Source organism: Aeromonas diversa CDC 2478-85, assembly GCF_000819805.1.
GTDB classification, from domain to species: Bacteria; Pseudomonadota; Gammaproteobacteria; order Enterobacterales; family Aeromonadaceae; genus Aeromonas; species Aeromonas diversa.
The window spans coordinates 184567-196331 of record NZ_CDCE01000031.1; the positions used below are offsets into that span (position 1 = coordinate 184567).

Genomic DNA, 11765 nt, shown 5'->3' on the forward strand with positions numbered 1-11765 from the left:
CCTATGAGCATGGATGCCTGGTTGTCCGAGCTGGTGGCACGACGCGGATCCGATCTCTTCGTCACCACCGGCATGGCCCCCACAGTGAAACAGGCTGGGCACTTGGTAGCCCTTGCTGATGGGCCCTTGTCAGCAGAGGGGGTCACCGCGGCGATGACGGCGATCATGGATGAGGAGACTCGCCGCCGTTTTGAGCAGACCCGTGAGGCCAACTTCGCGATTCATCGTCCGGGACTGGGTCGTTTTCGGGTCAGTGCTTTCTTGCAGCTGGCCCAGCCCGGTATGGTGCTGCGCCGTATCGAGAGCCGTATTCCCACCTTTGAGGATCTCAAGCTGCCGCCTGTTCTCAAAGAGGTGGTGATGGCCAAACGGGGGCTGATCCTCTTCGTCGGTGCCACCGGCGCCGGTAAGACCACCACCCAGGCGGCCATGATTGGCTATCGCAACCAGCATGCGGACGGCCATATTCTCACGGTGGAGGATCCGGTGGAATTCGTGCACCAGCATGGGCGCAGCATCGTCACCCAGCGGGAGGTGGGGCTGGATACTGTGTCCTTTGATGCCGCGTTACGCAGTTCACTGCGCCAGGCACCGGACCTTATCCTGATCGGTGAGATCCGCTCTCAGGAGACCATGGAGTTTGCCCTCCAGTTCGCCGAAACGGGCCACATTTGCATGGCAACCCTGCACGCCAACAACGCCGACCAGGCGATCGAGCGGATCATGCATCTGATGCCTGAGGGGCGCCAGCGCCAGCTACGCTACGATCTCGCCTTCAACCTCAAGGCCATCGTCGCTCAGCAGTTATTGCCGCTGCAGCAGGGGGAAGGGCGCTGCGCCGCCTTCGAGATCCTGTTTAACACCCCGTTAATTGGCGACATCATCCGCAAGGGAGAGGTGGACAGGCTCAAGGAGGTGATGGGGCGCTCCCGCGAGTTGGGGATGGTGACTTTCGATCAATCCCTGTTCGATCTCTATGTGGCCGGGCAGATCAGCATGGAAACGGCCCTTGCTCATGCCGATTCGGTGAATGACCTCAGGTTGATGATCAAGTTGAAGGGGGGTGAGAAACTTGGCTCCGGCTCTCTGGATAATGTTACCCTGCAGCCGGATATGGACTGATACTGAGGACGCTTATGCTGATGGTGGTCTCTCCGGCCAAGACGCTGGATTATGAATCCCCCCTGCCGACCCAACGCCACACCTTGCCTGGACTCCTGGATCACTCGGCCGAGCTGATCGCCAGGGCTCGCCAGCTGACCCCTGCCCAAATTGGCGCGCTGATGAAGATCAGCGACAAGTTGGCGGGGCTCAATGCGGCACGGTTCGCCGAGTGGCAGCCGGGCTTTACCCTCGACAATGCGCGTCAGGCCATCTTCGCCTTCAAGGGCGATGTCTATACCGGGCTGGATGCCGAGAGCCTGGACGAGGCCGATCTGCGCTACGCTCAGGAGCACCTGCGCATGCTCTCCGGTCTCTACGGCGTACTGCGTCCGCTCGATCTGATGATGCCCTATCGCCTCGAGATGGGGACTCGTCTCGATAACCCGCGCGGCAAGGATCTCTATACCTTCTGGGGCGACATCATCACCGCCACGCTGAACCAGGCTCTGGTCGACCAGGGTGACGACGTGCTGGTGAACCTCGCCTCCGACGAGTACTTCAAGTCGGTGCGCCCCAAGGCACTCCAAGGGCGCATCGTGACCCCGGTGTTCAAGGATGCCAAGAACGGCCAGTACAAGATCATCAGCTTCTATGCCAAGAAGGCGAGGGGAATGATGGCCCGCTGGCTACTGGTTAATCGCATCAGTCGGGTAGAGGATGTGTCGGCGTTTGATGTGGATGGCTATTACTTCGTGCCGCAGGAGTCGAATGCTGACACGCTGGTATTCAAACGGGAAGAAAAAGCATCGTAACGATGGAACCAACAGTGCTGACCGGAGTCTTATTCATTGAATCCTCTGTTGTAAGCACTTTCTTAAGGCCGATGTCTGAATGATATCGGCTTTTTTTATGGACCCGCGTCACGGTCTGGCACTCAGCCCGACTTCGTCAACCCTGGCGTGCAGCCAGTCGAGGAAGGCGCGCAGACGCCGGCTCATGTGGCGGCGCTCGGCATAGAGCACTGCGAAGGGCAGGGGCGGGGGGAGGTGGGTTGGCAAGATGGCCTTGAGCTCACCGCTCGCCAGCCAGTGGCGCACCCCGTACTCGGGGGCCTGGATGATGCCGATGCCGGCAAGGCAGGCGGCGGTGTAGGCCTCGGCACTGTTGACCGTGAGTGCTGCCGCCATGGGCAGGGGATCGCCTCCCGCGCGCTCGAAACCGGCCGGTCTCCCTGCGAGCCGGGCGCTGAACTGGATCAGGCGGTGTCCGGTGAGGTCCGCCAGTGTGCTGGGTACGCCGTGGCGGGCGAGATAATCCGGGCTGGCGCAGTTGATCTGGGGCAGCCAGCCAAGTGGGCGAGCCACCAGGCTGGAGTCCTCCAGCGGACCGACCCGGATCACCGCATCGAATCCCTCGGCCACCGGATCGACCCGGCGATCTGTGCTGCTCAGCTGCAGGTGCAAGTCGGGATGGCGCTCGAGGAAGGTGGGCAGGGCCGGGATCACCAGATGGCGGGCCATGCCGGTCGGCATGTCGATGCGCAGCACACCACGCAGCTGTTGCTCGGGGCGAAACAGCTGCTCCAGCTCGTCGAACTCCCCGAGCAGGACCAGGCTGCGCTCGTAGTAGTGCTGACCGTCCTGGGTCAGCTCCACCCGGCGGGTGGTGCGGTGCAGCAGGCGCACCCCGAGCTGGGCTTCCAGCCGTTGCAGCGCCTGTGAGACGCTGCTGCGCGGCAGGCCGATCTGCTCGGCGGCGCGCACGAAGCTGCCGAGTTCGGCGACGCGCAAGAAGATGCGGATCTGGGTCAAACGGTCCATTGTTCGCTCCATGCGGATAGTGCATCCGAGTACTGGGGGCTTATTCGCTGTTATTCGCACAATACACTGAGCGCGTCTCAATGCGAATCACAGGAGTCGACCATGACACAGAAGATTGTTCTCATTACCGGCGCCAGCCGCGGTCTCGGCCGCCAGATGGCGCGTTCCCTGGCACAGCGTGGTGTCGATCTGGTGCTGACCTATCGCAGTGGTCGTGCCGAGGCCGAGGCGCTGCAGAGCGAACTCACCGCCTTGGGGCGGCGTGTTGCCATCCTGCCGCTCGACACCGCCGAGTGCGGCGGCTTTGCCGCCTTCGCCGAGGTGCTTGACGACACCCTGCGTACCACCTGGGGGCGTGAGCGCCTCGATGCCCTGGTCAACAACGCCGGCATCGGCATCCACGTCCCCTTCGTCGAGACCACTGAGGCGCAGTTCGACGCCCTGATGCAGGTGCACCTCAAGGGGGTCTTCTTCCTCACCCGGGCCTTGCTGCCGCGTATCGAGGACGGTGGGCAGATCCTCAACGTCTCCACCGGGCTGGCCCGCTTTGCCCTGCCGGGCTACGCCGCCTACGCAGCCATGAAAGGGGGCGTCGAGGTGCTCACCCGCTACCTTGCCAAGGAACAGGGCGGGCGCGGGATCCGGGTCAATGTGCTGGCGCCGGGGGCCATCGAGACCGATTTCGGGGGCGGGGTGGTGCGCGACAACGCGGACGTGAACCGCTACATCGCCAGCCAGACCGCTTTGGGGCGGGTCGGCCTGCCGGAGGACATCGGCAACGCGGTGGCCATGCTACTGTGCGAGCCGGGACTCTGGGTCACCGGTCAACGCATCGAGGCCTCGGGGGGCATGTTCCTGTAAAACGCGACAGGCCGGGGAAACCCGGCCTGTTGTGTTAGCGCTTCTTGCCCTTCTTCTTGGCCGACTTCTTCTTGTCGTCCTTGGGCTTCTTCTTCTTGGTCGGCACCTTGGCTTCTTTGTGCTGGGGACGCAGGCCATCGATGACGCGGCGCTTGAGGCGCTCCTCGGTGTAGCGTTCAATCTTGCCAACCACGGCCATGTCGTGGGCTTCGGTCAGGCTGATGGCACAGCCACGATTGCCGGCGCGGCCGGTACGGCCGATACGGTGTACGTAGACGTCGGCGCTGTAGGGCATGTCGTAGTTGATGACATGGCTGACGTTGGGCAGGTCGATGCCGCGGGCCGCCACGTCGGTGGCGATCAGGAAGGGCACGTCACCCTCGCTGAACTTGCGGATCGCCTCGACCCGTTTCTCTTGCTCCATCTCGCCACGGATCCAGGCACACGGGATGCCGGCGGTCTGCAGCTGGCCGGAGAGCTCGGCCAGGCGCTCGCGGGTCTTGACGAAGATGATCGCCTTCTTGGTCTCCGGATCGCGCAGTATGTGGGTCAGCAGGGCCAGCTTGTGGGCGGCGCTGTCGGCCAGGTGGACCCACTGGGTGATCTTGCGGCGCTCGCTGCGCGGCGGTTCGGCGTGCAGTTCGACCGGCTCTTTCAGGATCTCGTTGGCGAAGCGGGTCAGACCCGTCCCCTCCAGGGTGGCGGAGAAGAGCAGGGTATGCTTGCGGTAGCGCGCCTCGGCGGCGATACGGCTCACGTCATCGATGAAGCCCATGTCGAGCATGCGGTCGGCCTCGTCGAGCACCAGCACCTCGATGTCGTCGCTCTCGAACTCACCGGCGTTGATGTACTCGAGCAGGCGGCCCGGGGTGGCGACCACTATGTCGGTGGTGCGGGTCAGTGCCGGGCGCTGCTCTTCGTGGCTCACGCCGCCGATGATGGTCTCGATGGCCAGATGGGCGTGAGCGGCCAGCGCCTTGGCGTGGGCGGTCACCTGCAAGGCCAGCTCGCGGGTCGGCGTCAGCACCAGCATGCGGCAGGGGCCGGGTTTGCGGCGCGGGAAGTCGAGCAGGTGCTGCAGGGCCGGCAGCAGGAAGGCGGCGGTCTTGCCGGTGCCGGTGGGGGCAGAAGCCAGAATATCGCGACCTTCGAGGGCCGGCTCCAGCACCATCTGCTGAATGGTCGTGGGGCGGGTGAAGCCCATCTCGGCCAGGGCCTGGTTGAGGGCTGGGTGCAGGTCGAAGTCGTCGAAGGACATGCTCATGGCGATACTCGATTAGAAGGGAAACGCCGCATTATAGGTGATTGTGGCCGCTACTCCTATGGTTGATGCGGCGGCTGTCGTTATAATCCGCGCCGCTTGGCGAAGGAGGAGTGGATGGCAAGTCCTGGCTTTACGTTCAAACAGTTTCATGTGGCTCACGATCGCTGCGCCATGAAGGTGGGCACCGATGGGGTGTTGCTGGGGGCCTGGGCCCCGGTGGCGGGCGTGCGGCGGATCCTCGACATCGGTAGCGGCACCGGTCTGGTTGCCCTGATGCTGGCACAGCGCAGTGACCCCGAGTGCCGAATCGACGCGGTGGAGATAGACCCGGCGGCGGCGGCACAGGCGCGAGACAACATTGCCGCCTCTCCCTGGCCGGAGAAGATCCGGCTACATGAGGGCGCCATCCAGGCGTTTGCTGGAGGCCCGTTTGATCTGATCGTCTCAAATCCGCCTTATTTCGTGAGCGGTCAATCCTTTAGCGATCCAGCAAGAGCGCAGGCAAGGCATACGGGGAGCCTGGACCAGCAGGATCTACTGGCCGCCTGTCGACGGTTGATTGCTCCAAATGGACTGGTTGCACTGGTACTTCCCCGCACAGAAGGCGAACGTTTGCGTGACTTGGCAGCACAATATGATCTTCATTGTGTATGTAACGAAACTGTTATCGCCAAGGAAGGAAAAGAGGCAAATCGTGTTTTGCTACTGCTTTCCAGAGTATTTAATCGGTGTGAGGTGGGGCAAATTGTGATCCATTCTGCTGAAGGTGGCTATGCCGACAGATATGTCCAACTGGTCCGCGCCTTCTATTTGAAGATGTAAATTTCGTCTTGCACTTATTTTTCACTCCTTTATTCTGACTCATAAATGAGCACCCGCTCCCGGCCAGCGAAAACCACTGATGCTGACCAAAAAAACAGCGGTGCTCTTTTTTTTAACCCCTCGCTCAACTCGGAAGAGCGGGAATAAAAAATATAAAAAGCAATAAGTTACAAGACAGACGAGGTTGACCTTGACGAAATCACTCAAACTCTCCGACGTGCTCGGACTCGGCTTTATGACCTTCGCCTTTTATCTGGGCGCCGGTAATATCATCTTCCCCCCGTTGGCAGGCTTCCTCGCCGGAGAAAACCTCTCCTTCGCCATGCTGGGCTTTCTGGTGACCGCCGTCGGTCTGCCGCTGATCACTATCATTGCGGTCGCCAAGGCCGGTGATGGTTGGGAGGGGATGACCCGTTTGCTGCCTGCCGGTATCGCAACCGCTCTGGCTGTCGCTATCTATATCATCATAGGCCCGGCCTTCGCCGCTCCGCGGACCGGTCTGGTGGCCTACGAGATGGGTCTCAAGCCGTTCCTGGGTGAAGCTGGCCAGTCGGGTCTGCTGATCTACACCCTGGTCTTCTTCGGCATGGCCATGTTGGTGTCGCTGAATCAGGGCAAGCTGATGGACGCCATCGGCAAGTTTCTGACTCCTGTGCTGATCGTGCTGCTGCTGGCCCTGGCCGCCGGCGTGGTGATTGCCCCTCAGGGCTCTATGCCTGCCGCCTCCGGTGACTATGTCAACAGCCCCTTCATCAAGGGGATGCTGGAAGGCTACAACACCATGGATACCCTGGCTTCCCTGATGTTTGGTGCCCTGATCGTCGATCTGCTGCGCCAGAAGGGGATCAATGACTACCGCAGCCAGTTCAAGTATCTGGCGATTGCCGGCACCATCTCTGCCGTCGGTCTCTCCATCGTCTATGTTTCCCTGTTCCAGTTGGGCAACACCGCCCTGGGAGTGGTGAGTGAAGCCAGCAACGGTGGCGCCATCGTCAGTGCCTATGTGCTCAGCCTGTTTGGTCAACCGGGTCTCTTCATCCTGGCCGGCATCATCACTCTGGCCTGCTTTACCACTGCCGTGGGCCTTATCTCCGCCTGTGCCGACTTCTTCCACAACTTGACCGGCATGGCCTATCGCAAGCTGGTGCTGATCCTGGGTGTCATCTGTGCCATCGTGGCCAACGTAGGCCTGAGCCAGCTCATCAGCCTCTCCATCCCTGTGCTGGTGGCCATCTACCCGGTCGCCGTGGCCCTGGTGCTGGTGACCTTCTTCAAGGAGCAGTTCGGTCGCCCCAAACTGACCTTCCGTCTGGTGCTGACCATCGCCTTCCTGTTTGGTTGCCTGGATGGTCTGGGTGCTGCCGGCCTGAAGATGGATGCCTTCTCCTTCCTGCCCCTGTTTGACAAGGGCCTGGCCTGGTTGCTGCCGACCCTGTTGGCCTGTGTCGTGGGAATGCTGATCCGTCGCAACGATGAGGTTGCCGCCGAGGTCGCCTGATCCCATATCTGCTAATACAAGAGGGCCTGCATACCGCAGGCCCTCTCTGTTATCAGGGGTGGTTAGTTCCCTGAATTAATAAGGCCTGCATCTGCAGGCCTTATTCTTGTGGGTTATCGCTCATCCTTGATGGGGTGATCCGGGCCCTCTAACCCATACCAGTCGCCCTGCCATTCACCGGCATGCCAGATGACCCTGGCCCAGGGAAAGAGGGGTTGCCAGCGCGGCAGACGTACTTCAACCCGGTTATCCTCGTATTTATAGAGGGAGGTGTGAATACGAAAGTCACAGATGATGAGCAACATGGCCCAGAGTATGAAAATCCATTTCAGTATTCGCCACATCCTGTGGCCTCCTTATTCGAAGCAGATCTCTATGGTTGCGCGCCCAAACTCTGACTCGAAGGGCATCATCAACTTCATACCATCGGCCTTGTGAGTGATGGTGTGGCTCGGCCCAGAGACCACCACAGGGGTCGCCATGTCGAACTCGTAGCCCTTCTCACCCAGCATCCGCTTGGCACCCCCGGTGACCATGTTGGTGATCTCGCCAACCATGTCGGTCACCTCTTCATTGATGCTGCTCGGCGCTTCTCCCAGCATACGGCGCATAATCTCCAGCGCCAGCCCCTTCTCAAAGCTGATGGAGAGGGACCCGCGCGTCTGGGGGCCCACCATGCCGATAAGACCCGAAACGTCACCCCGGGCCAGCTCGTCGGATTTGCGCTTGGGTTTCCCCGGCTTGAGTTCGAGCTGAGCCATGGTGGACATGACGTTGAGCAGTGACAAGAGAAATGGATTGATGAAATCTGCCTTCATGTTGCTTCCCCGCAGGTCAGGCGCACCGGGCGCACTGACCATGAGCCTCAATGGTCTTGTTAGTAATAGTAAAGCCGTGCTGCCTGGCCTGCTCGAGAAACGCGCTGTCAATTGTGCTGTCATGCAACTCCACCACATTGCCGCAGCTATCGCAGATGAGCAGTTGCATGGGGTGGGCGTGGTCGAAGTGACAGCAATAGATATAGGCGTTGAGTGACTCCACCTTGTGGGCAAAACCCTGCTCGAGCAAGAAATCGAGGGCTCGATAGATGGTGGGTGGCTTGGCATTGGGTTCGGTGAGGCGCAGTTGGTCAAGCAGATCGTAGGCACTGATGGCATTACCGTGTCTGGCGAGCAGGCAGAGTACCTGCTGACGCGTGGCGGTAAAACGCAAACCCCGCTGTTCACACAGACGCCGGGCGCGGCTTAACAGTTGTTCCAGATCCATGACTCGACCAATGACCCCTCAAGTGAGGTCTCATAGTATCACAGGGGGAAAAATTGAGATGCCCTTTCCCCTTGGGGGCGGGGCTCCCGTCAACCCGGCGCCTCGATTTTGTGACGCCGGGCCTCATCGAACGGGGTGGCCCCGACCGGTCAGAAGTGCAGATTCAGCATGTCGCGCACCAGGCCGATGAGGGGCTGAGGTGCAATACCGAACAGGACCACCAGGAGTGCCGAGAGGAGGACCACAACACCACCGGAGGAGAGATGCCATCCCGCTTCGGCATCGCGGCGCTGCATGCCGGGTTCGCGCAGGTAGAGGATCACCATGACGCGCAGGTAGTAGAAGAGGCCGAGAGCGCTGCCGAGCACGATAGCGCCGGCCAGCCACCATAGCTTGGCCTCCACAGTGACCCCCACCAGGTAGAACTTGCCGATAAAGCCCAGCGTCATGGGAATGCCGGCCAGAGAGAGCAGCATGACGGTGAGTACGGCCGTCAGATAGGGGCGGTGCCAGAACAGGCCGCGATAGTGGTGCAGGCCATCGGCGTCTTTACCGTGGAAGGGGCTCGACATCATGCTCACGACCCCGAAGGAGCCGAGGCTGGTGAAGAGGTACATGAGCAGATAGACGCCGGCCGCCTCCATGGGGAGCTGGCCAAGCCGGCTCGCCACAATGGCGGTGAGCAGGTAGCCAAAATGCGCGATGGAGGAGTAACCCAACATCCGCTTGATATTGCTCTGCATCAGGGCCAGCAGGTTGCCGAGCAGGATGGAGAGGATGGCGATGGCCGCCAGCAGCCAGTGCACCGCCGGATCTGCGGCGACGGGGACGGCCAGGTAGAAACGCAGTAGCACGCAGAAGACGGCCAATTTGCTGACCGTCGCGAGGAAGGTGGCGACGGGGGCCGGTGCCCCCTCATAGACATCCGGGGTCCAGAGGTGGAAGGGGGCCAGCGACAGCTTGAAGCCAAAGCCCACCAGCATCAGGCCTATGCCGGCCAGCAGCAGAGGGTGATGGGAGGGATGAGTGCTCACGGCTTGACCCAGGTCGGCGAAGCTGAGGCTGCCGGCCTGGGCATAGAGCAGGGCCATACCAAAGAGCAGAAAACCGGTGGCGGCCGCCGAAAGCACCATGTATTTGATGCCGGCTTCCAGGCTGTGGCGTTCGCCACGGGCATAGGCCACCAGGCCAAACATGGGCAGAGTCAGCATCTCGATGCCGATGAAGAGCGAGGCCAGATGACGCGACCCGGCCAACACCAGCCCCCCCGCGGTGGCGATGAGCAGCAGCAGGTAAAACTCTTCACGGTTGTCGGGCAGCGTCTTGAGCCAGCTATGGGCGAAGGTACAGGTGGCCAGAGCGCCGATCAGTACCAGCGCCGAGTAGAAGAGGGCGTAGCCATCCATGTACAGCAAGGGCGTGACCGACTGGGGCACCAGGGAGAAGAGGAAGGGGATCGAGACGAGAGCCCCGTTCAGCCCGGTAATGGTCACCAGGTAAGCAAACTCCTGGTTGCGCCGCCAGGCGATGGCCAGCATCAGGGCCACCAGAGTGGCGCTGGTGAGCAGCAGGGGCAGCAGCGCCAGCAGTTGGGAAGCGGTAAAGGTCATTGCAAGGCTCCGGGAGTCACAAACCAGTGCATCACCTGGGTGACACTGGCGCTGGCGGTATCCAGCACGGGTTGCGGGTAGAGGCCGAGTAGCACCAGCAGGGCCGCCAGACCCAGCATCATGGCGACCTCACGACCATCCAGTGCCGGCAGGGGATCGCTACTCTTGGCGGGGCCAAAACTGGCACGATGCAACATAACGAGGGAGTAGACGGAGGCAAAGACCAGACCGAAGGTGGCGACCGTCGTCATCACGGGGGCGATGGGGAAGCTGCCAAGCAGGATCAGGAACTCGCCCACGAAGTTGCCGGTCCCCGGCAGGCCGAGGGACGCCACCGCGAAGAACATCATGATCCCCGGCAGGTAGCGCAGACGGCTCCAGAGTCCGCCCATCTCGCGCAGATCGCGGGTATGGAGTCGCTCGTAGAGCTGTCCGCACAGGATAAACAGGCCGGCGGCGGAGAGGCCATGGGCGATCATCTGCACCACGGCACCTTGCAGGGCCAGCTCGGTACCCGAGTAGATGGCGATCATCACGAAGCCCATGTGGGAGATGCTGGTGTAGGCCACCAGACGCTTGATATCGGTCTGGGCGAAAGCGGCCAGCGCCCCGTAGAAGATGCCGACCAGACCCAGCCCCATGGCGATGGGGGCAAACTGGGCCGAGGCCTCGGGGAACAGCGGCAGGGCGAAGCGCAGCAGGCCATAGGCGGCGGTTTTTAGCAAGATCCCGGCGAGATCCACCGAGCCTGCGGTCGGAGCCTGGCTGTGGGCATCCGGCAGCCAGCCGTGCAGCGGCACCAGGGGCATTTTCACGGCGAAGGCGATGAAGAAGCCGAGCATCAGCACCCACTGGGTGGTCTCGCTCATCTCGGTATGGAGCAGCTCTTGATAGCTGAAGGTGAAGACGCCGGTGCCGTGGTAGTGAGTCAGTACCAGCCCCAGAATGGCGACCAGCATGATGAGACCGCTCGCCTGGGTGTAGATGAAGAACTTGGTGGCCGCGTTGATGCGCGACTTGCCGTCACTGACCGAGTGACCCCACAGGGCGATCAGGAAGTACATGGGGACCAGCATCATCTCCCAGAAGAAGAAGAAGAGGAACAGATCGACCGCCATGAAGACGCCGAGCACGCCCCCCAGGATCCAGAGCAGGTTGAGGTGGAAGAAGCCCACCCGCTGCACGATTTCCTTCCAGGAACAGAGGATGGCGAGCACCCCGATGAGGGCGGTCAGCAGTACCATCAGGATGGAGAGGCCATCCACGGCCAGGTGCAGATCGATGCCAAAGCGCGGGATCCAGGGCAGACGCAGCTCGGCGGTCCACTGGATGAGTCCGTCTTGGGGCAGGGCGTAGCGACCGCCGAGCCAGAGCGAGCCGGAGAGCAGCAGGACCGCCGTCATCGACAGCAATGCCACCCAGCGCACCCAACGGAAGCCAAAGCGTTCCCCTTGCCAGCAGAGCAGACCGCCGAGGAAGGGGATGAGCAGGATCAGGAGTAGAGTCACGATATCCTCGCT

The 11765-nt window shown here is 61.6% G+C and carries 12 protein-coding genes; 5 read left to right on the forward strand and 7 right to left on the reverse strand.

Annotated features, from left to right (window positions below):
- Positions 1-3 precede the first annotated feature (3 nt).
- Together BN1121_RS13245 and yaaA are read left to right on the forward strand one after the other, a co-directional pair.
- On the forward strand, positions 4-1122 hold the full coding sequence (locus BN1121_RS13245; RefSeq protein WP_005351757.1) for a PilT/PilU family type 4a pilus ATPase: 1119 nt from the start codon (positions 4-6) through the stop codon (positions 1120-1122).
- Between the two features lie 14 nt (positions 1123-1136).
- A complete protein-coding gene (gene yaaA / locus BN1121_RS13250; RefSeq protein ID WP_005351764.1) occupies positions 1137-1916 on the forward strand; it encodes a peroxide stress protein YaaA in 780 nt (259 codons plus the stop codon).
- Positions 1917-2024: 108 nt separating this feature from the next.
- Here the strand turns inward: yaaA and BN1121_RS13255 are convergent, their stop codons facing one another.
- Entirely contained in the window at positions 2025-2924 is a 900-nt protein-coding gene (locus tag BN1121_RS13255; RefSeq protein WP_043597942.1) for a LysR family transcriptional regulator, read from the reverse strand.
- A 102-nt stretch (positions 2925-3026) separates the two neighbouring features.
- Between BN1121_RS13255 and BN1121_RS13260 the strand changes: the two genes are divergently transcribed.
- Positions 3027-3785 carry an SDR family NAD(P)-dependent oxidoreductase gene (locus BN1121_RS13260; RefSeq protein WP_005351774.1) on the forward strand — a complete coding sequence of 253 codons (759 nt, stop codon included), beginning with the start codon at positions 3027-3029 and terminating at the stop codon, positions 3783-3785.
- Between the two features lie 34 nt (positions 3786-3819).
- On the opposite strand, the gene srmB is transcribed toward BN1121_RS13260, so the two are convergent.
- Entirely contained in the window at positions 3820-5049 is a 1230-nt protein-coding gene (gene srmB / locus BN1121_RS13265; RefSeq protein WP_005351778.1) for an ATP-dependent RNA helicase SrmB, read from the reverse strand.
- A 114-nt stretch (positions 5050-5163) separates the two neighbouring features.
- Here srmB and BN1121_RS13270 point away from each other — a divergent pair, with 114 nt between their 5' ends.
- Both BN1121_RS13270 and brnQ read left to right on the forward strand, forming a co-directional pair.
- Positions 5164-5871: a tRNA1(Val) (adenine(37)-N6)-methyltransferase gene (locus BN1121_RS13270; protein ID WP_005351781.1), complete on the forward strand. Its 708-nt coding sequence runs from the start codon at positions 5164-5166 to the stop codon at positions 5869-5871.
- 190 nt (positions 5872-6061) lie between these two features.
- Positions 6062-7369, forward strand: a complete 1308-nt coding sequence (brnQ, locus tag BN1121_RS13275) for a branched-chain amino acid transport system II carrier protein (protein ID WP_005351784.1) — start codon at positions 6062-6064, stop codon at positions 7367-7369.
- 113 nt (positions 7370-7482) lie between these two features.
- Here brnQ and BN1121_RS13280 read toward each other — a convergent pair whose 3' ends face one another.
- From BN1121_RS13280 to nuoM, 5 genes are all read right to left on the reverse strand, one after another.
- A complete protein-coding gene (locus BN1121_RS13280) occupies positions 7483-7713 on the reverse strand; it encodes a hypothetical protein (RefSeq protein ID WP_005351797.1) in 231 nt (76 codons plus the stop codon).
- 12 nt (positions 7714-7725) lie between these two features.
- A complete protein-coding gene (locus tag BN1121_RS13285; RefSeq protein ID WP_005351803.1) occupies positions 7726-8187 on the reverse strand; it encodes a chemotaxis protein CheX in 462 nt (153 codons plus the stop codon).
- Between the two features lie 16 nt (positions 8188-8203).
- Positions 8204-8635, reverse strand: a complete 432-nt coding sequence (gene zur, locus BN1121_RS13290; protein ID WP_005351806.1) for a zinc uptake transcriptional repressor Zur — start codon at positions 8633-8635, stop codon at positions 8204-8206.
- A gap of 149 nt (positions 8636-8784) precedes the next feature.
- Entirely contained in the window at positions 8785-10245 is a 1461-nt protein-coding gene (nuoN, locus tag BN1121_RS13295) for an NADH-quinone oxidoreductase subunit NuoN (RefSeq protein ID WP_005351809.1), read from the reverse strand.
- On the reverse strand, positions 10242-11753 hold the full coding sequence (gene nuoM / locus BN1121_RS13300; protein ID WP_005351810.1) for an NADH-quinone oxidoreductase subunit M: 1512 nt from the start codon (positions 11751-11753) through the stop codon (positions 10242-10244). The genes nuoN and nuoM overlap by 4 nt, the downstream gene beginning before the upstream one ends.
- Positions 11754-11765 lie beyond the last annotated feature (12 nt).